This window comes from Candidatus Poriferisocius sp. (genome assembly GCF_965214065.1).
In the GTDB taxonomy this organism is placed as follows: Bacteria; Actinomycetota; Acidimicrobiia; order Acidimicrobiales; family Bin134; genus Poriferisocius.
This window is the reverse complement of sequence record NZ_CBDCAT010000023.1, coordinates 16,501-40,114: the sequence shown is the minus strand read 5'-3', so window position 1 is coordinate 40,114 and position 23,614 is coordinate 16,501. Positions and strand designations below refer to the sequence as shown.

Genomic DNA, 23,614 nt, shown 5'->3' with positions numbered 1-23,614 from the left:
TTCAGTTGGTGTGGGCCATCCAGGTGGCGTACATGTCGGCGTAGTGGCCGCCCATGGCCACCAGCTCGTCGTGGGTGCCGATCTCGGTGATTCGGCCGTCTTCCACCACCGCTATCCGGTCAGCCCGCATGGCGGTGGCCAATCGGTGGGCGATGATGATGGCCGTCCGCCCCTCCAGCACCACATCCAACGCAGCCTCGATCTTGGACTCCGAGCGTAAATCCAGGTTGGACGTAGCCTCGTCCAGCACCAGCACCCGGGGGCGGGCCAGAAAAGCCCGGGCCAGGGCCAGGAGTTGCCGCTCTCCGGCCGACAGCGACGCCCCCCGCTCATGCACCAGGGAGTTGACGTCGTCGGGCAATCGCTCCAATAGCTCGGTCAACCCGACCACCCGGCAAGCCTCCAGCACATCGGCCATCGACGCCTCGGGGCGGGCGAAGGCCACGTTGTCCCGGATCGAGCCATAGAACAAGAACGGCTCCTGGGGCACCACCCCAAGCTGGCGGCGAAGCGAGGCCAGCGTCACCGTCCGCAGGTCACAGCCGTCGATGCACACCGTTCCCTGCTGGGGGTCGTAGAACCGCGCGATCAACTTGGCCACGGTGGATTTGCCCGCCCCGGTGGGCCCGACCACGGCCAGGCTTTCGCCCGGCGCCAGCCGCAAGCTCACGTCGTGCAGCACAGGGGTGTCGTCGTCGTAGCCAAAACTCACCCGGTCGAAGGTGATCTCCCCTTCGATGGAGGGCAGGTTCACCGCATCGGGGGCCTCGGCCACCGAGGGCTCGTTCTCCAGCACCTCGCGCAGCTTCTTAGCCGATGCCTGACCCTGCTGGTAGCCGTTGTAGAGCTGGACAAGCTGCTGGATGGGGGCGAAGAAGAACGTCAGATAGAGAACAAAGGCGGTCAGCTCGCCGGGGGTGAGGCTGCCGTTGATCACCATGGTTCCGCCGATCACCAACAAGATGGCCTGGCCGATGATCACAATTGCCTCGGTGGTTGGCGCGTAGATGGACGCCGCCCGAACCCCGGCCAGATTGGCGTCTTTGTGCCGCCCCACCACGTTGGTGTGGTGCACCACGTTGTGGCGCCGGCGGTTGTGGGCGGTGATAACCCGGATGCCCGACAGGCTCTCCTGCAAATCGGCCAACACCTCGGCGATGCGGTCCCGAACCAGCCCGTAGTACAAATCGGACACCTTCCGGAACCAGATGCTGAGCAGGAATGTGGCCGGCACCACGATGAGCAAGGTCAGCACGGCCAGCAGCGGGTTCAGATAGAACAGCACGGCGGTGATCACGGTGAGCACCAGCCCCTGGACCGCGAAGTTCACCATGCCCTCTTGGAACAGCACGGTCAGGGCCTCGATGTCGCTGGTCATTCTGGTCATCAGAACGCCCGCCTTCTCCTTGGTGAAGAAGTCCAGCGAGAGGCGCTGATAGTGAGAGAAGACCCGCATGCGCAGGCCGTACATGAGCCGCTCGCCCAGCTTGCCGGTGTAGCGGATGCGTAGAGACGAGCTGAAGGCGTGGGCCACCACCGTGCTCAAGAACACCGCGGCCACGATCAACAGCACCCGCAGGTTGCTGGAGCTGACGCCGTGGTCGATGCCCAGTTGGGCCAGCAGCGGGCCCGACTGCATCATCGCCGACTCGATCACCACCAAAAGCAGCGCCACGGCAAGCTGTCTGCGGTGGGGCCACAAAAGGGTTCGCAGGGTCAGCGGCGGATCAGGGGGCTGGCGGTGGCTGAAGTCCACCTCCACGGGGGGATACTCAGGCTCGGTCCGCAGCACCTCTTCGACCTGAACCCGCAGGTTGCCGGGCACCCCGGCATGAGGCAAGCCGGCGTCGCGAGCCGCGCTCTGGGCCTGAGGCCCGCCGAAGTAACCGCCCCAACCCATCAGCCACCGCCCCCGAAGGTCCAGGGGTCGTCGCCGCTTCTGGGGAACCCGGGCAAATTGCTGTCGAACCCCTTGCCGACGCGGCCGTCGCCGTTGCCCGACTGGTCAGCAGAATCGCCGTCGCTATGGCGGGCCAGGATCTCCACGTAGTGGCGATCGGTGGCCAGCAGGTCAGCGTGCGTGCCCACGTTGGCCACCCGGCCCTGGTGCAGCACTACCACCCGCTCAGCCAGGCTGATGGTGGACAGGCGGTGGGCGATGATGATGGTGGTGCGGTTGGCCATGAGCCCTTGCAGCGCCTTGTGGATGGCCTCCTCCACGGTCACGTCGATGGCGCTGGTGGCATCGTCCAGCACCAGCACCTTGGGGTTGGCCAAAAGCGTCCGGGCGATGGCGATGCGCTGGCGCTGGCCGCCCGACAGGGTGTAGCCCCGCTCGCCGACAACCGAGTCATAACCGTCGGCCAGATCGCAGATGAACCCGTGGGCCTGAGCTGCGGTGGCCGCGGCCACCACATCGGCGCGAGAGGCAGTCGGGCGGGCGTAGGCGATGTTGTCGTGGACCGATGACGAGAACAAGAACGGCTCGTCCAGTACCAGTCCCACGGTGTGGCGCAGGCTGCGCAGGGTCACATCCCGCACGTCGGTGCCGTCGATGCGCACCGATCCGCCGTCAACGTCATAGAACCGGTCCAGCAATCGGGCCACCGTCGACTTGCCGCTTCCGGTACTGCCCACGATGGCCACCCGCTCACCGGGTTCGATACCCAGGGTGAAGCCGTCCAGCACCGGGACCTCGGGGTCATAGCCGAAGCGGACGTTGTCGAAATCCACCTGTCCTCGGGGCTCGACAATGTCCACCGCCGTGGGGGAGTCGATGATCTCAGGAACCTCGTCGAGGATCTCGTAGATCCGCTGGGCGGCGGCCCCAGCCCGTTGGCCTTGCATCAGCACGAACCCGGCCATGCGGAAGGGCACCTGAAGCATGATCACATAGGCGCTGAACGCCAGCAGCGTACCGATCGAAACCACTCCCTCGATGGCCAGCCAGCCGCCATATAGCACCACCATGGCAGTGCCCAGCCGGGGCAGCGACTCGATGATGGGGTTCCAGCGAGACCGGCTGTTGGCGATCTCCACGTTGGTCCACTGGATTCGCTGCGCCGACCGGCCCAGTAAGGCGATCTGGCGCTTCTCAGCCGCGAACGACTTCACCACTCGGGTGCCGTTCACGTTCTCATCCACGATGGTGGCCAAATCGGCCATGCGGGCCTGAGTCACCCACGACAGCGGGAACACCTGATTGCGGAACTTGAGACCGAACCAGTAAACCCCGGGCAGCGGAGCCAGTGCCACCAGCGCCAGCCAGGGGTGAATGTAAACCATGAAACCCAGCGCCATTACGAACATCAGCACGTTCATGCTGATGAGCGGTCCAAAGGCCAGCAGGAGCTGCACCGATCGGATATCGCTGTTGGCCCGGGAGATGACCTGACCCGACTGGGTGCGGTCGTAGTAGGAGAAAGACAGCCGGGTGAGGTGCTCGTACATGATGGCCCGCAGATCGGTCTCCACGTTCCAGCCCAGCTTGAACAGATAAAACCGATACACCCCGCCGAAAACCAGCCGTCCGATGCCGAATACCGCAATGAGCACCGCCACAATCCACAGTGCCTGGCGATCCCCGGTGATGGCCGCGTCTACCGCCGAGCGGGCCGCCGCGGGCACGGCAACCTGAGTGGCCAGCGCGAACACGCCGGTAACCACCCCGATGACCAGAGTCCGCCGGTGGGCCCGAACCAGCGGCAACAGCCGTTTCATCCAGCCCTTGGTCTGGTCGGGGTCGATGCCTGCTGTCGGTGGGGCGTATTCGGCCCTTGCTGCGACCGGTTCGAATTCGGGAGTGTCGACTGGTCCTACGTCAACTGCGGTCACGGCCGGGGCTCCTGCCCGCCCCGGACCAAGGTGAGCGCCTCGTTCCACAGCGCCAGCCCCTCCAGTGCCTGGTCAGCCTGGTCAGCTTCGAGATGGGCGACGATCCCGGAGATCCGATCGGCTACCGCCTCATCGGCCGCGGCCAGCACTTGCCGTCCGGCTTCGGTCAGCTCGTGGGCAACCTTACGGCGGTCGGATGGATCGCCCTGCCGTTGGAGCAGGCCTCGCTTTTCCAACCCGTCGGCCAGCGCAGTCACGCTGGGCCGGCTCACCGCCAATCGCCCGGCCACCGCCGATGCGGCGGCGTTTCCTTCCGATAAGAACAACAGCAGGCGATACTGTGAGGGTGACAGGTCTAAGTCTCCCAGCGCCACCGCCACTTGGCGGGCAAGGCGGGTCGCCGCCCGAGCCGCTTCCAAAGCGGTTCGAGAAGGTGATTGTTTGAGACTCATATGTTTAGTCTCCCTAAAGATCATGGATGATGCCAAGCCCAATGCCGGGTAGTTGACCGCCGATGAGCTGGACCACCGTTCTCGGCCTGGTTGCTGCCGCGCTGTTGATTGCGGCCAACGCGGTATTCGTGGCAGTGGAGTTCGCCTTGGTGGCGGTGGACCGGATCCGCGTCGAGCGGCTGGCTGGCGAGGGGCGGCGGGCGGCTCGGGCCACCCTGTCGCTGCTCAAGTCCCTGTCCTTCCAGCTGTCCGGGGCCCAGTTCGGCATCACCGTCACGTCCCTGGCGTTGGGCTTTATCGCCCGGCCCTCCATCGCGGCCGCCCTGGAGCCAGTAGCTGATCGAATCGTCGGAGGGGCCGCGGAAGGGCTTTCCATTGCCGCCGCACTGGCCATCGCGGTGATAGTCCAGATGGTGCTCGGCGAGCTGGTGCCCAAGACCCTGGCTATTGCCCGCCCGTTGCCCACGGCGATGAGACTGGCCGCTCCCATGAGGGGCTTCGGGGCCATAGCCGGGCCGTTCATCCGCCTATTGGACAGCTCGGCCAATAGGGTGGTGACCCGGCTGGGGATCGATCCCGCCGTAGAGCTCAGCGAAGCCCGTTCCCGCGAGGAGCTGGCCTGGCTAATCCGGTCCTCGGGGCAAGAGGGAGCGATGCGGCCGGCCCGAGTTCGCCTGCTGACTCGGGCCATCCGCTTCGCGGAGCGCGACGCCGCCGATGTGCTGGTCCCCCGGGTGTCGGTGTGCCCCATCGAGCACCACCAGTCGGTAGCCGAGCTGGTCTCCCTGTCGAGTGCCACCGGATTCTCCCGCTTCCCGGTGATCGGCGCCGACATCGACGATGTGGTGGGCGTGGCCCTCGTCAAGAACGTGTACCAGGTGCCGGCCGAACAATGGGCGGCCACCCCGGTAACCGAGATCATGATGGTGCCGCTCATCGTCCCCGAAACCCGGACCCTGCGCTCCCTGCTGCTGGACATGAGATCGCAGCGCAGCCCGCTGGCGGTAGTCATGGACGAGCACGGTGGCACCGCGGGCATCGTCACCCAGGAAGACCTGGTGGAGGAGATCGTGGGCGAGATCGCCGACGAGCACGACGACACCGAGCCCCTGCCGGTGGCCCGCGACGCCGGGGAACTGGTGGTCCAGGGAGGAATCCATCCCGACGAGCTGGAGGACATGACCGGGCTCCGGGTGCCCGATGGCGACTATGAGACCTTGGCCGGTTTCATCTTGGCCCATCTCCAGCGCCTCCCGGCCGTCGGCGAGGTGTTCCGCTACCAGGGCTGGGAGTTCCAGATCGAGTCGGTGGATCGGCGCCGCATCGACACCGTGCGCCTGCGCCGGGTGGCCTCGATTCCCCATGAGCGAGCAAACCGATGACTGCGCTATACATCGGCGTCGCAGTGGTGCTGTTGTTGGCCAATGCCGGCTTCGTGGCAGTGGAGTTTGCGCTCATCGCCGCCCGACGGTCTCGTCTGGAGCCCCTGGCCGAAGCCGGTAACCGCCGGGCCCGGTTGGCTCTGGCGGCCATGAGCGATCTCAACCGGCAATTGGCCGGCGCCCAGCTCGGTATCACCATGGCGTCGTTGGGATTGGGCTTCGTGGCCGAGCCCGCGGTGGCCCGTCTCGTCGAGCGGGCGGTGGAGTCATTCGTCCATCTGCCCTCCGGTGTGCTGCACACCATCTCGTTCGCGGTGTCGCTGGCCTTGGTGGTCTACCTGCACATGGTGCTGGGGGAGATGGTCCCCAAAAACGTCGCCTTGGCCGGGGCCGAGCGCACCGCCATGTGGCTGGCCCCGGTGAACCGCCTCTACGCCATCGTCTTCGGCCCGCTCATCGGGTTGTTGAACTGGCTCAGCCGGGGGATAGTCCGCCTGTGCGGCGTGGAGCCCGTCGACGAGCTGCCCACGGCCCGCACTCCCCAGGAGTTCGCCGCCGTTGTCGAGCACTCCGCTGCCGAGGGGTTCTTGGACGAATTCGACCGGTCGCTCCTGTCCAGCGCGCTGGAGCTAGCCGGCCGACCGGTGCACACCGTAATGGTGCCTCGCGAACGCATCGTGGCGGTAGAGCGAGAGGCCACACTGGCCGAGGTGCTCGACGTGATGAACGCCAGCGGCCACTCTCGAGTCCTGGTCCAAAACAGCTCCATCGACCAGGTGGTGGGGTTCATCCACGCCAAGGACCTCCTCGATGCAACCGGTATCAGGGCAAGCCAACCCCTCAGTGACGACCTGATCCGGGTGGTGCCCGCCATCGAGGAGGAAACCCCGCTCGAAGGCGCGCTGGCGCTGATGCGGGGAAGCCGACGACATCTGGCCGTTGTACGCCAGGGCGCCCGTCAGCGCACCGTCGGACTGGTCACCCTGGAGGACGTGCTGGAGGTACTGGTGGGCGATCTAATCGATGAGACCGACCCAACCGGACCCGCCGTGTCGAACCATAGGACATAATGGCGCCATGAAATTCTGGTGCGTTACCGCGTTCATGAAGAGCACCGAGCTGGTGCCTATCGCTCAGATGGTGGATGAGGCCGGCTATCACGGAATGGTGCTCTCCGACCACATCTTCTATCCCCAAGAGCTCAGCAGCCCCTACCCCTACTCGCCCTACGAAGACGGCCGACCCATCTGGGACCCGGAGACGTCTTGGCCTGACACCTGGGTGACCATAGGAGCCATGATCGGGGCCACCGAGCAACTCCACTTCTCCAACAACATCTACATCGCCCCCAATCGACCCATCCTGGCGGTGGCCAAGCAGGTGTCCACTGCCGCGGTGATCTCCGACAACCGGGTGGCGCTGGGCATGGCCGCAGGCTGGATGCGCGAGGAGTTCGAGCAGATGGGCCAAGATTTCGACAACCGCGGCCCCCGCACCAACGAGATGATTGAGGCGCTGCGGGAGCTGTGGAAGCCGGGCTGGGTGGAGTTCCACGGCGACTACTACGACATCCCGCCGATGATGATGGGCCCGGCCCCCGACCAGCCCATCCCCATCTACACCGGGGGACACTCGGGACCGGCGCTGCGCCGTGCGGCCCGCCATGCCGACGGCTGGGTGGGCAATGCCTACGACTGGGACACACTGGCCGGCATCGTCGCCCGCCTGCGGACGCTCTTGGCCGAAGAGGGCCGGGCCGACGAGCCATTCGACATCATCTCCGGCTTCTATGAGCCGCCCTCGGTAGATCTCTACCGCCGGGCCGAAGAGGAGTTGGGCATAACCGGGTTGTACGCCCTTCCCTGGGCCGAGCTCGAAGACGTCAGCTCCGACAACCGGCAAGGCCTTTTGGAAAACGCATCGGCCTACCGGGATGCCATAAACCGCTTCGCCGAAGACTTCGTCCACCCCCTGGCCGAGGGATAGCAGCCAACTACGCGCCCATGGCGTGGTAGCCGCCGTCCACGTGGACCATCTCGCCGGTGGTCATAGGGAACCAATCCGATAGCAGCGCGACAGCGGCCTTGGCCACCGATGAGCTGTCCTTGACATCCCACCCCAGGGGGGCCCGATCAGCCCAGGAGTCCTCGAACGCCTCGAAGCCGGGAATGGAGCGGGCAGCCATGGTGCGGGCCGGCCCGGCGGCCACCAGGTTCACACGGATGCCCTGGTTGCCGAGCGAGCGGGCTAGGTAGCGGGCGGTGGACTCGAAGGCGGCCTTGGCCACCCCCATCCAGTTGTAGTGCGGCCAGGCCACGGTGGCATCGAAGTCCAGTCCCACGATCGAACCGCCGTCGTCCATGAGCGGCACCACCACCTCGGCCAGGGTCTTGAGTGAATAGGCCGAAATCTCCAACGCCACCTTCACGTCGTCCCACCCGGCGGCCATGAAGTCGTCGCCCAAGCACACCTCGGGGGCGAAGCCGATGGCGTGCACGGCCCCGTCCACTGATCCCCACCGATCAGCCAGGTCGTCCCGCAGGGCGGCGGGGTGGTCGGGGTCGGTCACGTCGAAGGCCAGCACCGACGGCGAGCCCGGCAGCTTGCGTGCGGTGCGCTCGGTGAGGCTCAGGCCCCGACCGGCGCCGGTCAGCACCAACTCGGCCCCCTCATCAGCGGCTAGAGAGGCGATTCCGAAGGCCAACGAGGCGTCGGTCAGCACGCCGGTGACCAGAATCCGTTTCCCGTCGAGGAGTCCCATGATCGTTCGAGGCTAGTCGCGGTGGGGCGGCTGGCATTGTCGGTGGCCCTGCCCTATGTGGGATCGGAGTCCTATGTGGGATCGGTAGTGCACCTCCTATACCGTTATGCCGATGCAGATTGGGATTCTCGGAGGCACAGGACCGGCGGGCAGCGCTTTGGCTGTCCGGCTGGCATCGGTGGGATTCGACACGGTGATGGGGTCGCGTTCCGCCGAGCGGGCCTCCGAGATCTGCGACCGCTTGAAGGGCGAATGGCCCGACCACCAGCTCCCCCTGTCCGGCGCGGCCAACCCTGGCGCCGCGGCCTGCGAAGTCGTGGTGGTGGCCACCCCGTGGGACGCCGCCGCTTCCACCGCGGCCACGGTGGCCGATGAGCTGGCTGGCAAGGTGGTCATCAGCATGGCCAACGCCCTGGCCAAGATGAGCCGAGAGTTCCAGCCTCTGGTGCCATCCCGAGGTTCGATTGCCGCCGCGGTGCAGGCCGCGGTGCCCCAGGCCCTGGTTTCTGGCGCGCTGCACCATGTGCCGGCCCATGATCTGGGCGACCTCAATCGGCCGGTGGACTGCGATGTGCTGGTGTGCTCCGACCACCCCGAGGCCACCACCACCACCATGGAGATCATGAACAAGCTCCCCGGCGCCCGAGCCCTCGACGCCGGTGCGCTGTCTTATGCCAGCCCGGTGGAAGCTTTCACCGCGGTTTTGCTGCAACTCAACGTCCGCTACAAAACCCGGGCGGCGGTCCGCTTCACCGGCTTGGGCCTCGAAGACGGCTGAGCCCTCAGCGGCCATGCCTCCCACCACCCCTCCTGCCGCATCCTCAGCCGGGCCGATGCGCCTCTACGACACCGCCCGCCAGGCGGTGGTGCCATTCGAGCCGGGACCGGTGGCCACCATGTACACCTGCGGCATCACCCCCTATGACGCCACCCACCTGGGCCACGCCGCCACCTATGTGGCCTACGACGTGCTCCAGCGGCGGCTGCGCGACCGGGGCCACGACACCCGCTGCGTGCGCAACATCACCGACGTTGACGACGACATCCTCCGCAAAGCCCGGGAGATCGGCGTCCACTATCTGGATCTAGCTGCCGCCGAGACCGCTCGGTTCGACTCCGACATGGTGGCTCTCGACATGCTGCCGTGCTGGTCGGAGCCCCGGGCCACCTCGGCCATCGCCGACATCCGCAAGATGATCGGGCTGGTGCTCGACCGAGGCCACGCCTATCAATCGGGCGGGTCGGTGTACTTCGACATCTCCACCTTCGACCGCTTCGGCCAGGTCAGCCACCTGAATCGAAACGCCATGTTGGCGTTGGCCGCCGAGCACGGGGGCAACCCCGACGACCCCAACAAGCGCGACCCGCTCGATTTTGTGCTGTGGCAGAAATCGGCCCCCGACGAGCCCGCCTGGGACTCCAAGTGGGGACCGGGCCGCCCCGGCTGGCACATCGAGTGCTCGGCTCTGGCCATGCGGGAACTGGGCGAAACCGTCGATCTCCACGGGGGCGGGACCGATTTGGTCTACCCCCACCACGAGTGCGAAGCCGCCCAGTCGGAGGTGGTCACCGGCAAACAGTTCGTCCGCCACTGGATGCACCAGGCGATGGTGCGCATGGACGGCGCCAAGATGTCCAAGTCGCTGGGCAACCTGGTGTTCGTCTCCGACCTGCTCAAGGAGTACGACCCCCGGGCTGTCCGCCTGGCCATCGTGGCCCACCACTACCGCGATTCCTGGGAGTGGAACGACTCACTAATGCCCGCTGCCGCCCAACGCCTCGAAGCCTGGCAAGCCGCCCCCGCCGGCACCCTCGACGCCACCGAAGAGGCTCTAGACCAAGTCCGTTCCCACCTAGACAACGACCTAGACACCCCCTCAGCAGTAGCCGCCATAGACCAATCCGCGTCAGCCGGCGCAATCAAACCAGCTGCCGCACTACTGGGCATTCACCTATAGAAACATCTTGACATCAAATAGATTAGGCATCAAGATGCCTATATGAGGACTACATTGACCCTCGACGACGATGTGGTTGACGCCTTGAAGGAACGGGCCCAGCGGCTTGACCAGTCGTTCAAGCAAGTGGTCAACGACGCTTTGAGACGCGGCCTCTCTCCGGTGGCTGCTGAGTCGCGGCCTCCCTATCGGGTAAGCCCGCATCACAGTGGGTTCAGGACCGGAGTCGATCCGCTCCGACTCAACCAGCTCAACGACGAACTCCAAGCCGACGGGTTCGTATCCGAAGAGCCCAAGTGATCGTTCCCGACCTAAACCTGCTTGTCTATGCCCATAGCGACGGAAGCCCGCTCCACGAGCCAGCTCGCCAGTGGTGGGAGGATGCAGTCAACGGTGTCGAACGAGTCGGTATGCCTTGGATCGTGACTGCGGGATTCGTCCGACTTCTCACCCATCCCAGTGTGTTGATCCATCCAGCAACTCCTGAGGGTGCCGTCGATCTGGTGGCAGAGTGGTTCCGCTCGCCCAATGTCGTGCCCTTGAACCCCGGCGGGCAGCACTTGGCGTTATTCCGCAGAGCGCTCGCTTCTGCCGGCGTGGGCGGGAATCTGGTTACCGATGCTCACATAGCTGCTTTGGCAATTGAAAACCAGGCTGAAGTCCACTCCAACGATCCTGATTTCGGCCGATTTCCCGGCCTTAGATGGCGCAATCCACTCTGAGAGGGGAGTCTGGGTGCCCATCGGTGTGGTCTCTAAGCCTCCCAGGCGTTTCTCAGCTTGGACCATGACTCGGCTAGGGGTTCGGGGAGCACACGGGTTTCGGCAGCAGTGGTCATGAAGTTGGTGTCGCCCCGCCAGCGGGGCAGGCAGTGGACGTGAAGGTGGCCGGGTATGCCGGCGCCAGCGGCCGCTCCCAGGTTGAGGCCCACGTTCACGCCGTCGGGGTTGTAGGCCCGGCGGATGGCGGCCACCGCGGCCTGGGTCGCGGCCCACAGCTCATGGCTCTCGGCGTCGCTCAGGTCGGCCAAATCGGCCACAGGACGGTTGGGCACCACCATCAGATGGCCGCTGCCGTAGGGGTAGGCGTTGAGCACTGCGAAGCAACTCTGACCCCGCCACAAGATGCCAGTCTCCTCATCGGGTTCAGACGCGTCCAAGATCTGCTCGAAAAGGGTGGTCTCGCCCGGCTCTGCACCCGTCGCGGGCAGACCCGACACATAGCGGCTGCGCCACGGGGCCCACAAGCGTTCGAGCATCAGCGGTGGGCGTCCACTTCTTCGCTCAGTCGATTGGCGAAGTCTCCCAACAGGACGCCCCGCTCATCGCCGTCGCTGCCCCGGGCGTTGACCCCCACCGTGCCGTGGGCCACGTCGTCGTCGCCCACCACCAGCACATAGGGCAGTTTCTGGAGCTTGGCCACCCGGATGCGTCGGCCCAGCGGCTCCTCAGCGGGCACCACCTCGACTCTGAATCCTTCTCGGCTCAGATGGGCCGCCACCTCGGCGGCGTACTCGCCGTGAGAGGCGGCCACTGGCAAGATGGCGGCTTGGGCCGGGGCCAGCCAGGCCGGAAACGCACCGCTGTAGTGCTCGATGAGCACGCCGAAGAACCGCTCGATAGACCCCATAAGGGCGCGGTGGATCATCACCGGGCGGTGGCGATTGCCGTCGGAGCCCACATATTCGAGGCCGAATCGCTCGGGAAGCTGGAAGTCCACCTGGAGGGTGGAAAGCTGCCAGCTCCGCCCAATGGCATCGCGCACGTCGATGTCGATCTTGGGGCCGTAGAAGGCGCCGCCGCCCTCGTCCAACTCGTATTCGAGCCCGGAGGCCTCCAGCGCCTCCCGGAGAGCGTCGGTGGCCAAGTCCCACTCGGCATCCTCGCCGATCGACTTCTCCAGCGGCCGAGTGGCTAGCCGGGCGTCGAACTCCTCGAATCCGAAGGCCCGCAGCACCGACAGCACGAACGCCACCAGCGAGGCGATCTCGGCGGGAGCCTGCTCCCGGGTGGCGAAGATGTGGCTGTCGTCCTGGGTGAATCCCCGGATGCGCATCAATCCGTGGACCGCCCCCGACAGCTCGTAGCGGTACACCGTGCCCAGCTCGAACAGTCGAATGGGCAGGTCGCGATAGGAGCGCTGGCTGCTCTTGTAGATCAGCACGTGGAAGGGGCAGTTCATCGGCTTGAGGTGGTAGGAAGTGCCGTCCAACTCCATGGGCGGGTACATGGATTCCCGGTAGAAGTCCAGGTGCCCGCTGGTCTCCCACAGCTCCGAGCGGGCTATGTGGGGGGTGACCACTGACTGGTATCCCCCCTCGTCGTGGCGGTTGCGGCTGTAGTCCTCGATGACGCGGCGCACCGCAGCCCCCTTGGGGTGCCACACCGCCAGCCCAGGTCCCAGCTCGGTGGGCCACGACAGCAGGTCGAGCTCGCGGGCCAGGCGGCGGTGGTCGCGCTTTTCCGCCTCGGCCAGCCGGTGCAGGTGGGCGGCCAGGTCCTTTCGGGTTGCCCAGGCTGTGCCGTAGATGCGCTGCAAGGAGGGGCGGCCAGCGTCGCGCCGCCAGTAGGCGCCAGCCACGCTCATCAGCTTGAAGTGCCCCAGCCGCCCGGTGGACGGCACATGGGGCCCCCGGCACAGGTCGATGAAGGAATCAGAGTTGCGGTAGTAGCTGATCTGGCCGTCGCCGGCCACCTCATCGGCCAGCTCATCACCCGACTGCCCGGCACTATCGGCTGCGGGGGCCAGGGCCACCGTTTCGATGATCTCCCTCTTATAGGGGTGGTCGGCGAACAGCTCGAGCCCCTCGGCGGCCGACACCTCGTGGCGCTCGAATGGCTGGTCGGCTTCGATGATCGCCCGCATTCGGGCTTCGATGGCCTCGAGGTCGTCGTCGCTGATGGTGGCTCCATCAGGCAGATCGAAGTCGTAGTAAAAGCCGTCTTGAATGGGCGGCCCGACCGCATACGTGGCGCCGGGGTACAACTCCAGCACCGCCTGAGCGAGCACATGGGCAGTGGAGTGGCGCAGCGTTTCCAGGCCGGCCTCGCTGTCGGCAGTGATGATCGCCACCTGCTGGCCGTCGGCCAACGGCACGCTCAAGTCCACCTCCACATCGTCGACGGTGGCGATGAGAGCGGCCTTGGCCAGACCAGGGCCAATGTCAGCCGCGAGGTCGCCCGCGGTGGTCCCCGAGCCAATCGAGCGCGTGCTGCCGTCCGGGAGAGTCACGTTGATCTCAGCCATATCGAGACAACCCTAGAAGCTCACGCCCCCTGAAGCTCATGCAATAATGCCGTTCACCACCCCTTATGTCCTGTGCGCTGGAGCCAGCCAGTAGCCTCGTACCGTGTCCGATGCGGAGATCACCGATGAGCTTCCCCAAGAGCTGAACGTCAGCGAGTACGTCGGGCCCTACCTGTTTCCCAATAACAGCCGGCGGCGGATTCCAGCCATCATCTACTTGTCGGCGGCGGTGGTGTGTGCGGTGGTTTGGGCGGTGGCGGCCGACAGTCCGCTGGTCAACGGGGGGATCCTGGGCGCGGCCATCGGTTTGGCTGCCTTTGCCGTCTATGGCTTCGTGTGCGGCAAGGAGCTGAAGGTCGACGAGTCCGACGCATTGGTGATCGCCGTCGGCGCGGTGGGCTTTCCCGTGGGCCATGCATCGGCCCAGATGGGGTGGCGAGGCTGGTTCAGCCGCCCCACTTGGCGCATCCTGCTCTACTCCAACGAGCCCCAGCCCGACCAGCGGGGACTGGTGTTCGTGGACGGCATCAGCGGCGAGGTGATCGACCAGCTCGTGCAGCCCAATCCCGAAGACTGGGGTGACCTCTCATCTGGCCCAGAAGTAGAGTAGTGGCCACATGTTCGACGGGAATTGGCGCTCGGCGGTCAATCGAGGGCTTGATCCCATCGGTTCCGTCCTGTGCCGGATGGGCATCAGCGCTGATGCGGTTACCGCCTTCGGCATCGCCATGGCCGCGGTGGCCGCGGTGGTCATCGGCCGCGGCCATCTGATCTTAGGCCTGGTCTTTTTGATCCTCACCGGGCTTCCCGACGCCCTCGACGGACCCATCGCCAAAGCGGCGGGCACCAGTTCGGACCGGGGCGCCTTCTTCGACTCAGTCAGCGACCGGGTTTGCGACGCCCTTTTGTTCGGCGGGGTGGCCTGGTACCTGGGCGCCAACGAGCCCGGCCAGATATTCATGCTCCCGGTGGCACTCATGGCCACGGCCTCGGTGGTCTCCTATCAGCGGGCTAAGGCCGAGTCGCTGGGGCTCGACGCCAAGGGCGGCCTCATGGAGCGGGCCGAGCGGTTCGTGGTGCTGGGCGCCGGACTGGCCTTCAGCTTTGTACTGATACCCGTACTGTGGGCCATGCTGGGCCTAACCGCGGGCACCGCCTTGTTCCGATTCGCCAAGGTCTGGCGCCAGGCCGGTTCCCTTACCTCGCTATGACCGACACCGCCGAGCAGGCCGCTCCTCAACCGCCGTTGGCCAGAACCCGCCGCCTGTCGTCCGACGTTGCGTTGTACCGCAGCGGCGCCGCTTTGGCCCGCCGCCTGCCCCAGCCCGTGGGCGCCGCACTCACCCGGGCCATCAGCCGCACCGCATATCGGCTGTTGCCCGAGCGCCGCTTCATCACCGAGCGACGCCTCCAGAGGGTCTGCGGCCCAAACCTAGAGGGCGACGCCCTGGCCGAGGCCGTGAAAGCGTCGTTCGAGTCGTACGCCCGGTATTGGTACGACGGCGCCAGAATCGGCGACTTGGACGACGCCGAAGTGGCGGCCGGTTTCACCCACCAGGGGTTTCACCATGTCCAAGAGGCCATCGACACTGGCACCGCCCCTATCTTGGCCCTACCCCATCTCGGTGGCTGGGAGTGGGCCGGAACGTGGATGGCCCGCATCGCCGGCTACCCGGTGATCTCGGTGGTCGAGCCGCTCAAGCCGGCTCGGCTGTTCGACTGGATGGTGGAGGAGCGCCGCCGCATGGGCATTGACATCGTGGCCCTGGGACCGGACGCTGTCTCGGCGCTAATCAAGTCGCTGCGGGCCAAGCAGGTGGTGTGCCTGCTCGCCGACCGACAGGTGGGCCGCGGGGGAGTAGAGGTGGAGTTCTTCGGCGAGCGCACACTGCTGCCCGGTGGCCCGGCCATGCTCGCCCTGCGCACCGGAGCGGCGATTTTGCCCACCGCGGTCTACCAAGACGGCCCCAACCACCGGGGCGTGGTGATGCCCCCGGTGCCCGCTGAGCGCCAGGGCCGCCTTCGGGCCGATGTGACCCGGGTCACCCAAGACCTGGCGCTGGCCCTCGAAGAGCTGATCCGCGCCGCCCCCGAGCAGTGGCACCTCATGCAGTCCAACTGGGCGAGCGACGAAGAAGCCCTCACGAGGTTCCGCCAACAGCGCCGGGGTCTCGACCGCCAGCCCCGCCAAGATGAGCCCTCGGCCCAGCAGAAGGTGTCCCGATGAGGGTCGGGCTTGTTTGCCCCTACAGCCTCACCATCCCCGGCGGAGTCCAAGGCCAGGTCATGGGACTGGCCCGCTCCCTGCGCCGGATGGGGGTGGAAGCCCGGGTGCTGGCGCCGTGCGACGGTCCACCCCCCGACGAGTCGGTCACGCCGCTGGGCAACAGCCTGCCCACCGCGGCCAACGGCTCCATCGCCCCGTTGGCCCCCGACCCCCCGGCCCAGCTCCGCACCATCCGGGTGCTGCGCGACGAGCAATTCGACGTGATCCACCTCCACGAGCCTCTAGCCCCCGGCCCCACCAACACGGCCGCGGTAATGAAGTCGGCACCGCTGCTGGGCACCTTTCACCGGGCCGGCCACAGCACCGCCTACCAGTATCTGCGCCCCTTAGTACGAGCAGTGGCCAATCGCCTGGACCATCGCTGCGCGGTATCCGATGACGCCCGTCGCTTGGCCCAGGGGGAGCTGGGCGGTGAATACGAGCTGGTGTTCAACGGCGTGGAGTTGGAGGCCCCCTCGGCCGAGCCGATTAAGACATCACAGCCCACCATCTTCTTCGTGGGTCGCCACGAACCCCGCAAAGGGCTGGGCATCCTCATCGAAGCCCTTCACCACCTACCGCCCGAGGTGCAGCTGTGGGTGGGAGGCGACGGCCCCGAAACCGATGCCCTGAAGGCGCAGACCGGTAACGACCCCCGGGTGGAGTGGCTGGGCCGGATCTCCGAAGCGGAGAAGCAGGCCCGCCTCCAGGGCGCCGATGTGTTCTGCGCCCCGTCTTTGTTCGGCGAGTCGTTCGGGGTAGTACTTCTGGAAGCCATGGCTGCCCGGACTCCGATCGTGGCCTCCGATCTGGACGCCTACGCCATCGTGGCCCGACCAGGACGCGACGCGCTGCTCTCAGAGCCCGGCAATGCCGCCGCACTGGCCGTAGCCCTCAAGCGAGTGCTGTTCGACCCCGACACGGCGGGCTCCCTGGTGGAATCGGGGTTGGACCGGGCCCAGCAGTTCTCCATGGACAAGCTGGCCGGTCGCTACGCCGAGATCTATGCCGATTTGGCCGCCCGTCGCCGGGTCCGAGCCCCGAAACGCGAGACCAGCCCGAACAAGGGGGAATTGTGAGCCCCGGACCACGTAGATCCGCTTTTGCCCTCGGCTTGCTGGGCGTGGTTGCCGGGGCGGTCGTTCTGGTAGCTCTCGCCCTTGTGGGTCTGCCCTGGCTTGTCGCGCTCGTCATCGCGGTGGTCGCGGGCGCGGCTGTCGTGGGTGGGCTGCGCCTGACCGCTTGGCGGTTGCTGCTGCGCCTCACCGGCAGCCAGACCCCCGACGGCGCGGCTGAGGAGATTCTCGCCAATGTGCTGGAGGGTCTGTGCATGAACCACGGCATTCCCACTCCCGAGCTGCGCGTCATTCGATCCGACTCCATCAATGCCCTCGCCGCGGCCCGCACCCCCGCCCATGCCGCCATCGTCGTCACCACCGGCGCGGTCGAACAGCTCGACCGCATCGCTTTGGAGGGACTGCTGGCCCATCATCTGTGCCGCATCCGCCGAGGTGATGCCGCATTCGAAACCCTGGTCGGGATCCTCTTGGCCTGGCCGCTGGGGGCGGCTGGCTGGTTGCGCCGCCGAGTGATGAGTCGGGTACTGCCGGCTGGCCGAAGTCTTCAAGCCGACTTCGAAGCGGTATCGCTGACTCGGTATCCGCCTGGTCTGCTGTCTGCGCTGATGACACTTTCTGGCCAAACCGCTCAAGTACCATCGTCCACAGTGGCTGCGTTGCACATGTGGATCGATGAGCCCGATTGGGGAACCGTCGACTACATCCGCCATCCCCGGCTGGAAGCCCGCATCGCTGCGCTGAACGAACTCTGATGGGAAGCCTGTCCGCTGCTCGACGCGCCTCTTGGCGCTTGAAAATAGTTGTCCCGCTGCTGGCCGTGGTTCTGGCGATCGCTGCCTGCGGCGGTTCGAGCGAAGATGACCCCGCCAACGGGGCGGCGGGAACAAGCACCGCCGCGCCAGACTCGGAGGCGACAGGCGCACCCACCGGGGATGGGACGACGGACGTCCAAGGCGAGACCACCGCCGCCCCATCTGGCTCCGAACCCGACGGCACCGAACCGTCCGGCACCGAACCGTCCGGCTCCGAACCCGACGGCACCGAACCGTCCGGCTCTGAATCCGACGGCTCCGAACCCGATCCTTCTGCAACCCAGGGGCCGGGAGAAGACGGCGCCCCCGATGCCGGTCCGGCCACCCCCACCCCTCGACCGAGCCCCGCCGCGCCGCTCACCGGGGAGCCACTGGAGAATCCCTCCATCATGGATCGGCCTGCTTTGGCGGTGAAGATCGGCACCAGCAGCGTGGGCCGTCCGCAGACCGGCATCAACCAGGCCGATGTGCTCATCGAGGCCCGGGTAGAGGGGATCACCCGGCTGATGGCCGTTTTCCACAGCCAGGAGGCCATCCCTCTGGGCCCGGTCCGGTCGGCCCGCAGCTCTGATCCCGACATCCTGGCCAACTTCGGGCAGCCGATATACGGCCACTCCGGGGCCAATCCGGGCGTGCTCCGGGAAATCTCCCAGGGCCAGGCCAACAACAAGCTCTATGAGCTGCGCTGGGACAACCTGCCCAGCGACTACTGGCGGGTGGGTGATCGAGTGCCGCCGTGGAACCTGTACACCACCACCTCAGCCATCTGGAATGCCGCCCCCAGCTATCTGGAAGCGCCCGAACCGCTGTTCGAGTACCGCCAAGCAGGGGAGAGCCTCCCGTCAAGCGCTCAGCCGGTGCCCGGCGTGGAGATCCGCTATCTGAGCGGCAGCGGCGGTCTCGGTCTGCTGGCTCAGTTCGCCTGGGACGAGGAGCTGGACGGCTGGGCCCGCTGGCAAGACGGAACCGCCCATGTGGACCAGCCCCGCCGTCCCGACGGAACCCCCAATCCCGATATCGACCCCGTTCAGGTGGCGCCGGCCAACGTGGTGGTACTCCAAACCCGCTACACCGGCAGCGCTGCCGACCCCCGAAGTCCTGAGGCCATCACCGTCGATGCCAATGGTGGCGTTGCCCTGGTGTTCACCGACGGCCACCTGATCCGGGGCCAGTGGACCCGCCCGTCGGCCAGCCAGCCGTGGCAGGTGACCGACGGCGACGGCAATCCAGTGCGGCTTACTCCCGGCCAGACCTTCATCGCCCTGCCGGGGGGAGATGTCCTGGTGATGGTGGAAGACTTCACCGAGAACCTGCTCAAGAAGCGATAGCTCGGGACCATGCGGAAAACCGACACCGCGTTTTCAATGCCGGAAGCCATAGAATGCAGCCATGACCGCTGAGTCGATGTCAGGCCGCGAGACGGGGACCGCTTTGGTCAAGCGGGGACTAGCCGAAATGCTCAAGGGCGGCGTGATCATGGACGTGGTGACCCCCGAACAGGCCAAGGTGGCCGAGGACGCCGGGGCGGTTGCGGTGATGGCGTTGGAGCGGGTTCCCGCCGACATCCGCCGCGACGGCGGGGTGGCCCGGATGAGCGATCCCGAGATGATCACCGGCATCCAAGAGGCGGTCACCATCCCGGTCATGGCCAAGGCCCGCATCGGCCACTTCGTGGAGGCCCAGATTCTGGAAGCCCTCGATGTGGACTACATCGACGAGAGCGAGGTGCTGACCCCCGCCGATGAGGCCCATCACATCGACAAGTGGGCGTTCACCGTGCCGTTCGTGTGCGGGGCCACCAATCTAGGCGAGGCCCTGCGGCGCCTCTCCGAGGGGGCGTGCATGATCCGGTCCAAGGGCGAGGCTGGCACCGGCAACATCGTGGAGGCCGTTCGCCATCTCCGCTCGATCATCGGCGACATCCGCAAGATCACCCAGGCCGATTCCGCTGAGCTGTTCGACTGGGCCAAGCAACTGCGGGCCCCGCTGCCGCTGGTGCGGGAGGTGGCCGAGACCGGCTGGCTGCCGGTTCCCATGTTCTGTGCCGGGGGCATCTCCACGCCGGCTGATGCCGGGCTGGTTATGCAACTCGGGGCCGAGGCGGTATTCGTGGGCTCAGGGATCTTCAAGTCCTCCGACCCGGCGCCCCGGGCCAAGGCCATTGTGGAGGCAGCCACCAACTACCGCGACGCCCACATCTTGGCCAAGGTCAGCCGCGGCTTGGGCGAGCCCATGCCCGGCCTGGAAATCGACGGCCTCGAAACCCGGCTGGCCGACCGCGGCTGGTAGCAAGGCTGAACGTGCAGCAGACCGAAGCGTCACCCCGAGACTTGGAGCCCCCGGGTGAAGGTCGGGGTCTTGGCCCTTCAGGGCGCATTCGGCCTGCATGAGCGGGTTCTGAACCGGCTGGGAGTGGCCGCGGTCCAAGTCCGCACTCCCGAAGAACTGGCCGAAGTAGACCGACTGGTCATTCCCGGCGGAGAATCCACCGCTATCTCCAAGCTGCTGGACGCCAACGGATTGGCCGACCCACTGGCCGATCGCTTGGCCCACGGCCTGCCGGTGCTAGGGACCTGCGCGGGGATGATCCTTCTGGCCGCAGAGGTGGCGGATGGCTATCCCGGCCAGCGTTGTTTCGGTGCCGTCGACGTGACGGTGATGCGCAACGGCTACGGCCGCCAGTCCGATTCTTTCAGCGCACCGGTCGCCGTCCAAGGCTGGGACTCGGCCTTCCCCGGCGTGTTCATCCGGGCCCCGGTGGTCGAGTCAGCCGGCGCGGGGGTGGAGGTTCTGGCCGAATTGGACGGGGTGCCAGTGCTGTGCCGCCAAGGCGGGGCAGTGGTTTCGTCGTTCCATCCCGAGTTGGCCGACGACGATCGAATCCACCGTTGGTTTGTGGAGCAGGAATAAGGAGAGCGGATGTCAGGACACTCCAAGTGGGCCACCATCAAGCACCGCAAGGGTGCGGCCGACAAGCGGCGGGGCAAGCTGTTCGCCAAGCTCATCCGCCAAGTGGAAGTGGCCGCCCGCGAGGGAGGCGGCGACATCGACGCCAACCCCACGCTTCGCACCATGTTCCAGAAGGCCAGGGACAACTCGGTGCCCTTGGACACCATCGAGCGGGCCATCAAGCGGGGCACCGGCGAGCTGGAAGGGGTCTCCTACGAGTCGGTCTACTACGAGGGATACGCCCCTGGCGGAGTGGCTTTGTACGTGGAGACACTCACCGACAACCGCAACCGCACCAGCTCGGAGGTGAGGACGCTGTTCACCCGCAACGGCGGGTCGCTGGCCGAGCCCGGCGCGGTGGCCTGGCAATTCGAGCGCAAAGGGGTGGTGATTTTGGACCGATCCGTGGACGAGGACGAGCTGATGATGGCCGCCCTCGACGCCGGGGGCGAGGACTTGGCCGACGAGGGCGACACTTGGCGGCTCACCTGCGACCCCACCGACCTCTCGGTCATGCGCGATGCCTTGGCTGAAGTGGAAATCGCCTTCATGTCAGCGTCTTCCACCATGCTGCCAACCTCAGTAGTGGGCGTCGACAGCACCGAAGCCGCCCGGGCCGTGCTCCGCCTCATCGACGCCCTCGACGACCACGACGACGTCCAAGACGTCTACGCCAACTTCGACATCCCCGACGACATCCTCCAAGCCGCCGCCAGCTGACTCAGTCGAACAGGTTGGATTGGTCTGCGGCGCTGGCGGGCGCGGCCAAGCCCAGGTGATGCCAGGCGGTGGTGGTGGCCACTCGGCCTCGGGGGGTGCGCATCAAAAGGCCTTGTTGGATGAGGAAGGGCTCATACACGTCTTCCACCGTCTCGGCCGGCTCGCTGACGCTGATGGCGAGGGTGGACAGGCCCACCGGACCGCCCCCGAACCGCTCGCACAGGGCCGACAGGATGGCCCGGTCGATCTTGTCGAGGCCGGCGGGGTCCACGCCGAACACCTTCAAACCCGCGGCCGCGGTGGCGTGGTCGATGACGCCGTCGGCCCGGACCTCGGCGTAGTCGCGCACCCGGCGCAGCAGTCGGTTGGCGATGCGCGGGGTGCCCCGGGCCCGTCCGGCGATTTCGGCGGCCCCGGCCTGGTCGACCCGTATGTCGAGGATCCCGGCCGCCCGGGCCACGATGGCCTCCAAGTCGGCGGCGGAGTAGTAGTCGAGCCGCGAAACCAGCCCGAACCGGTCCCGCAGGGGTCCGGTAATCAGGCCGGTACGGGTGGTGGCCCCCACCAGGGTGAACTTGGCCAGATCTAGGCGGACCGACTGGGCCGCCGGTCCCTTGCCCAGCACGATGTCGACGTTGAAATCCTCCATGGCCGGGTACATCACCTCTTCGACGATGCGGGGCAGTCGATGGATCTCGTCGATGAACAGCACATCGCCGTCCTCCAGCTTGGACAAGATGGCGGCCAGGTCGCCGGCGCGCTCCAGCGCCGGGCCCGAGGTGATGTGAAGTCCGGCGTCCATCTCCTTGGCCACGATGTGGGCCAGCGTGGTCTTGCCCAAACCCGGAGGTCCGGCGAACAGCAGATGATCGGCCGGCTGCGACCGAGCCCGGGCCGCGCCCAAGATGATGTGAAGGTGCTCTTTCAGCTCCGCCTGGCCCACGAACTCGTCCAGCCGGGCCGGCCGCAATCCGGGCTCGGCCGCGGCGTCTTCGGGAAGCGGGGTCCCCGCCAGCAGCTCCTCCCTCTCGCTCATGGCCGGCTCACACCCCGGAGGCCAGATGGCGGAGGGCTGCTTTTAGCAGGGCAGAGGAGTCGTCGCCCGGGGGCAGGGCGGCGATGGCGGCGCGGATCTCCTCGGCGCTGTAGCCCAGCTCGCCCAGCGCCTGGCGGACCACGCTGCGGGCATCGACCGGCTGGTCGCCCGCCGGCTGTCCCGATGCCACCGCGGAGGTCACATCGCCGATGTCGAGTCGTGATTTGAGCTCCACCAGCAGGCGGGCCGCGGTCTTCTTCCCCACTCCGGGCACCAGGCACAAGGCGTTGATGTCGTCGGTGGCCAATATTCCGGCCAGCTCTGAGGGCCCGAATACCGACATGATGGCCATGCCCATCGCCGGCCCCACGCCGTGAGCCGAGATGAGCCCCTCGAAGACCCGGCGCTTTTCGGGGGTGTCGAACCCGTAGAGGGTCTGAGCGTCTTCTCGGATGTGGTGGTGGATGTGCAGCAGCACCTCGTGGCCCAGCTCTCCCAGCTCGGCCGACGTGTCGGGCGAGACGGCCACTCGATAGCCGACGCCGGCGGTCTCCACGATCACCTCGTCGGGGTCCCGCAGGGCCAGCGTGCCCCGAAGCAGCCCGATCACATCGCGGCCTGGATCCGGGAGGCGGCGGGAGCATGGGCCAGATGGCAGAGGGCCACCGCCACCGCGTCGGCGGCGTCCACCGGCCTCAGCGGCTGGGGAAGGCCCAGCAGGGTCTGCACCATCCGCCCCATCTGCTCTTTGTCGGCGCCGCCCCAGCCGGTGACGGCTTTCTTGATCTGGGTGGGGGAGTATTCGAACACCTCGGCGCCCGCCCCCACGCCGGCGGCCATGGCCACCCCGCTGGCCTGGCCCACCCCCATGGCGGTGCGCACATTCACCTGGAACAGAACCTGCTCGATGGCCACTGCATCGGGGCGATAGGAGTCCATCAGCTCGGCCAGCTCGACTTGGAGCTCATACAGCCGCTTCGGGACGGGATCGTCTTTGTCGGTGCGGATAATCCCGGCGGCCACCGCCTCGGTGACGCGGCCCTTCTGGCGGACCACGCCATAGCCGCAGCGAGACAAGCCGGGGTCGATCCCCATCACCAGCATCAGCCCCAAACTACC

25 protein-coding genes are annotated in these 23,614 nt (G+C 66.7%); 16 read left to right on the top strand and 9 right to left on the bottom strand.

Annotation, left to right across the window (positions count from 1 at the left end; translation table 11 throughout):
* Window position 1 precedes the first annotated feature (1 nt).
* The 3 genes from ACOOGG_RS01605 to ACOOGG_RS01595 are packed head-to-tail and all read right to left on the bottom strand — an operon-like array spanning window position 2 to window position 4,286.
* Complete coding sequence (locus ACOOGG_RS01605) at window positions 2-1,900, bottom strand: ABC transporter ATP-binding protein (protein WP_420431606.1); 1,899 nt, start codon at window positions 1,898-1,900, stop codon at window positions 2-4.
* Complete coding sequence (locus tag ACOOGG_RS01600) at window positions 1,900-3,834, bottom strand: ABC transporter ATP-binding protein (protein ID WP_420431604.1); 1,935 nt, start codon at window positions 3,832-3,834, stop codon at window positions 1,900-1,902. The genes ACOOGG_RS01605 and ACOOGG_RS01600 overlap by 1 nt, the downstream gene beginning before the upstream one ends.
* Entirely contained in the window at window positions 3,831-4,286 is a 456-nt protein-coding gene (locus tag ACOOGG_RS01595) for a MarR family winged helix-turn-helix transcriptional regulator (RefSeq protein ID WP_420431602.1), read from the bottom strand. Before ACOOGG_RS01595 ends, ACOOGG_RS01600 begins: the two co-directional genes overlap by 4 nt.
* A 62-nt stretch (window positions 4,287-4,348) precedes the next feature.
* Here ACOOGG_RS01595 and ACOOGG_RS01590 point away from each other — a divergent pair, with 62 nt between their 5' ends.
* Genes ACOOGG_RS01590 through ACOOGG_RS01580 form a run of 3 tightly spaced genes read left to right on the top strand, consistent with a single transcriptional unit; the run spans window position 4,349 to window position 7,654 of the window.
* Window positions 4,349-5,668, top strand: a complete 1,320-nt coding sequence (locus ACOOGG_RS01590; protein ID WP_420431600.1) for a hemolysin family protein — start codon at window positions 4,349-4,351, stop codon at window positions 5,666-5,668.
* Window positions 5,665-6,738: a hemolysin family protein gene (locus ACOOGG_RS01585; protein ID WP_420431598.1), complete on the top strand. Its 1,074-nt coding sequence runs from the start codon at window positions 5,665-5,667 to the stop codon at window positions 6,736-6,738. The genes ACOOGG_RS01590 and ACOOGG_RS01585 overlap by 4 nt, the downstream gene beginning before the upstream one ends.
* 7 nt (window positions 6,739-6,745) lie before the next feature.
* On the top strand, window positions 6,746-7,654 hold the full coding sequence (locus ACOOGG_RS01580; RefSeq protein ID WP_420431596.1) for a TIGR03619 family F420-dependent LLM class oxidoreductase: 909 nt from the start codon (window positions 6,746-6,748) through the stop codon (window positions 7,652-7,654).
* A gap of 7 nt (window positions 7,655-7,661) precedes the next feature.
* On the opposite strand, the gene fabI is transcribed toward ACOOGG_RS01580, so the two are convergent.
* Entirely contained in the window at window positions 7,662-8,429 is a 768-nt protein-coding gene (gene fabI, locus ACOOGG_RS01575) for an enoyl-ACP reductase FabI (protein WP_420431594.1), read from the bottom strand.
* Window positions 8,430-8,541: 112 nt separating this feature from the next.
* Between fabI and npdG the strand changes: the two genes are divergently transcribed.
* From npdG to ACOOGG_RS01555, 4 genes are read left to right on the top strand one after another with little or no spacing between them, the layout of a single operon-like run.
* Window positions 8,542-9,207, top strand: coding sequence for an NADPH-dependent F420 reductase (npdG, locus tag ACOOGG_RS01570; RefSeq protein ID WP_420431592.1), 666 nt, complete (start codon window positions 8,542-8,544; stop codon window positions 9,205-9,207).
* A gap of 13 nt (window positions 9,208-9,220) precedes the next feature.
* A complete protein-coding gene (gene cysS / locus ACOOGG_RS01565) occupies window positions 9,221-10,387 on the top strand; it encodes a cysteine--tRNA ligase (protein WP_420431590.1) in 1,167 nt (388 codons plus the stop codon).
* Window positions 10,388-10,429: 42 nt separating this feature from the next.
* On the top strand, window positions 10,430-10,687 hold the full coding sequence (locus tag ACOOGG_RS01560; RefSeq protein ID WP_420431588.1) for a CopG family transcriptional regulator: 258 nt from the start codon (window positions 10,430-10,432) through the stop codon (window positions 10,685-10,687).
* A complete protein-coding gene (locus ACOOGG_RS01555; protein WP_420431586.1) occupies window positions 10,684-11,109 on the top strand; it encodes a type II toxin-antitoxin system VapC family toxin in 426 nt (141 codons plus the stop codon). Before ACOOGG_RS01560 ends, ACOOGG_RS01555 begins: the two co-directional genes overlap by 4 nt.
* A gap of 32 nt (window positions 11,110-11,141) precedes the next feature.
* Here ACOOGG_RS01555 and ACOOGG_RS01550 read toward each other — a convergent pair whose 3' ends face one another.
* A complete protein-coding gene (locus ACOOGG_RS01550; RefSeq protein WP_420431584.1) occupies window positions 11,142-11,645 on the bottom strand; it encodes an HIT family protein in 504 nt (167 codons plus the stop codon).
* Window positions 11,645-13,633, bottom strand: coding sequence for a threonine--tRNA ligase (thrS, locus tag ACOOGG_RS01545; RefSeq protein WP_420431582.1), 1,989 nt, complete (start codon window positions 13,631-13,633; stop codon window positions 11,645-11,647). The genes ACOOGG_RS01550 and thrS overlap by 1 nt, the downstream gene beginning before the upstream one ends.
* 103 nt (window positions 13,634-13,736) lie before the next feature.
* Between thrS and ACOOGG_RS01540 the strand changes: the two genes are divergently transcribed.
* From ACOOGG_RS01540 to ACOOGG_RS01500, 9 genes are all read left to right on the top strand, one after another.
* Window positions 13,737-14,243 carry a hypothetical protein gene (locus ACOOGG_RS01540; protein ID WP_420431580.1) on the top strand — a complete coding sequence of 169 codons (507 nt, stop codon included), beginning with the start codon at window positions 13,737-13,739 and terminating at the stop codon, window positions 14,241-14,243.
* 7 nt (window positions 14,244-14,250) lie between these two features.
* Entirely contained in the window at window positions 14,251-14,844 is a 594-nt protein-coding gene (locus ACOOGG_RS01535) for a CDP-alcohol phosphatidyltransferase family protein (RefSeq protein ID WP_420431578.1), read from the top strand.
* Window positions 14,841-15,860, top strand: coding sequence for a phosphatidylinositol mannoside acyltransferase (locus ACOOGG_RS01530; RefSeq protein ID WP_420431576.1), 1,020 nt, complete (start codon window positions 14,841-14,843; stop codon window positions 15,858-15,860). Before ACOOGG_RS01535 ends, ACOOGG_RS01530 begins: the two co-directional genes overlap by 4 nt.
* The gene (locus ACOOGG_RS01525) at window positions 15,857-16,978 is read left to right on the top strand and encodes a glycosyltransferase family 4 protein (RefSeq protein WP_420431574.1); all 1,122 of its coding nucleotides are present in this window, start codon (window positions 15,857-15,859) and stop codon (window positions 16,976-16,978) included. The genes ACOOGG_RS01530 and ACOOGG_RS01525 overlap by 4 nt, the downstream gene beginning before the upstream one ends.
* A complete protein-coding gene (locus ACOOGG_RS01520; protein WP_420431572.1) occupies window positions 16,975-17,730 on the top strand; it encodes a M48 family metalloprotease in 756 nt (251 codons plus the stop codon). The genes ACOOGG_RS01525 and ACOOGG_RS01520 overlap by 4 nt, the downstream gene beginning before the upstream one ends.
* A gap of 65 nt (window positions 17,731-17,795) precedes the next feature.
* Window positions 17,796-19,118, top strand: a complete 1,323-nt coding sequence (locus ACOOGG_RS01515; RefSeq protein WP_420431570.1) for a DUF3048 domain-containing protein — start codon at window positions 17,796-17,798, stop codon at window positions 19,116-19,118.
* 61 nt (window positions 19,119-19,179) lie between these two features.
* On the top strand, window positions 19,180-20,079 hold the full coding sequence (gene pdxS, locus ACOOGG_RS01510) for a pyridoxal 5'-phosphate synthase lyase subunit PdxS (protein WP_420431568.1): 900 nt from the start codon (window positions 19,180-19,182) through the stop codon (window positions 20,077-20,079).
* Window positions 20,080-20,133: 54 nt separating this feature from the next.
* On the top strand, window positions 20,134-20,700 hold the full coding sequence (gene pdxT, locus ACOOGG_RS01505; RefSeq protein ID WP_420431566.1) for a pyridoxal 5'-phosphate synthase glutaminase subunit PdxT: 567 nt from the start codon (window positions 20,134-20,136) through the stop codon (window positions 20,698-20,700).
* Between the two features lie 9 nt (window positions 20,701-20,709).
* Window positions 20,710-21,459, top strand: a complete 750-nt coding sequence (locus tag ACOOGG_RS01500; protein WP_420431564.1) for a YebC/PmpR family DNA-binding transcriptional regulator — start codon at window positions 20,710-20,712, stop codon at window positions 21,457-21,459.
* A 1-nt stretch (window position 21,460) separates the two neighbouring features.
* On the opposite strand, the gene ruvB is transcribed toward ACOOGG_RS01500, so the two are convergent.
* Genes ruvB through ruvC form a run of 3 tightly spaced genes read right to left on the bottom strand, consistent with a single transcriptional unit; the run spans window position 21,461 to window position 23,599 of the window.
* Window positions 21,461-22,495, bottom strand: coding sequence for a Holliday junction branch migration DNA helicase RuvB (ruvB, locus tag ACOOGG_RS01495; RefSeq protein WP_420431562.1), 1,035 nt, complete (start codon window positions 22,493-22,495; stop codon window positions 21,461-21,463).
* A gap of 7 nt (window positions 22,496-22,502) precedes the next feature.
* Window positions 22,503-23,105 (bottom strand): Holliday junction branch migration protein RuvA, encoded by a 603-nt coding sequence (gene ruvA / locus ACOOGG_RS01490; protein WP_420431560.1) that lies wholly within the window; start codon window positions 23,103-23,105, stop codon window positions 22,503-22,505.
* Window positions 23,102-23,599 (bottom strand): crossover junction endodeoxyribonuclease RuvC, encoded by a 498-nt coding sequence (gene ruvC, locus ACOOGG_RS01485; RefSeq protein ID WP_420431558.1) that lies wholly within the window; start codon window positions 23,597-23,599, stop codon window positions 23,102-23,104. Before ruvC ends, ruvA begins: the two co-directional genes overlap by 4 nt.
* Window positions 23,600-23,614 lie beyond the last annotated feature (15 nt).

Coding starts and splice junctions, on each gene's coding strand:
- ACOOGG_RS01560 (WP_420431588.1), top strand. CDS start 10,430: ATGAGGACTACATTGACCCTCGACGACGATGTGGTTGACGCCTTGAAG.
- ACOOGG_RS01535 (WP_420431578.1), top strand. CDS start 14,251: ATGTTCGACGGGAATTGGCGCTCGGCGGTCAATCGAGGGCTTGATCCC.
- ACOOGG_RS01590 (WP_420431600.1), top strand. CDS start 4,349: ATGAGCTGGACCACCGTTCTCGGCCTGGTTGCTGCCGCGCTGTTGATT.
- thrS (WP_420431582.1), bottom strand. CDS start 13,633: ATGGCTGAGATCAACGTGACTCTCCCGGACGGCAGCACGCGCTCGATT.
- ACOOGG_RS01605 (WP_420431606.1), bottom strand. CDS start 1,900: ATGGGTTGGGGCGGTTACTTCGGCGGGCCTCAGGCCCAGAGCGCGGCT.
- ACOOGG_RS01595 (WP_420431602.1), bottom strand. CDS start 4,286: ATGAGTCTCAAACAATCACCTTCTCGAACCGCTTTGGAAGCGGCTCGG.
- cysS (WP_420431590.1), top strand. CDS start 9,221: ATGCCTCCCACCACCCCTCCTGCCGCATCCTCAGCCGGGCCGATGCGC.
- ACOOGG_RS01500 (WP_420431564.1), top strand. CDS start 20,710: ATGTCAGGACACTCCAAGTGGGCCACCATCAAGCACCGCAAGGGTGCG.
- ACOOGG_RS01550 (WP_420431584.1), bottom strand. CDS start 11,645: ATGCTCGAACGCTTGTGGGCCCCGTGGCGCAGCCGCTATGTGTCGGGT.
- ACOOGG_RS01530 (WP_420431576.1), top strand. CDS start 14,841: ATGACCGACACCGCCGAGCAGGCCGCTCCTCAACCGCCGTTGGCCAGA.
- fabI (WP_420431594.1), bottom strand. CDS start 8,429: ATGGGACTCCTCGACGGGAAACGGATTCTGGTCACCGGCGTGCTGACC.
- ACOOGG_RS01525 (WP_420431574.1), top strand. CDS start 15,857: ATGAGGGTCGGGCTTGTTTGCCCCTACAGCCTCACCATCCCCGGCGGA.
- ACOOGG_RS01580 (WP_420431596.1), top strand. CDS start 6,746: ATGAAATTCTGGTGCGTTACCGCGTTCATGAAGAGCACCGAGCTGGTG.
- ruvB (WP_420431562.1), bottom strand. CDS start 22,495: ATGAGCGAGAGGGAGGAGCTGCTGGCGGGGACCCCGCTTCCCGAAGAC.
- pdxS (WP_420431568.1), top strand. CDS start 19,180: ATGACCGCTGAGTCGATGTCAGGCCGCGAGACGGGGACCGCTTTGGTC.
- npdG (WP_420431592.1), top strand. CDS start 8,542: ATGCAGATTGGGATTCTCGGAGGCACAGGACCGGCGGGCAGCGCTTTG.
- ACOOGG_RS01585 (WP_420431598.1), top strand. CDS start 5,665: ATGACTGCGCTATACATCGGCGTCGCAGTGGTGCTGTTGTTGGCCAAT.
- ruvC (WP_420431558.1), bottom strand. CDS start 23,599: ATGCTGGTGATGGGGATCGACCCCGGCTTGTCTCGCTGCGGCTATGGC.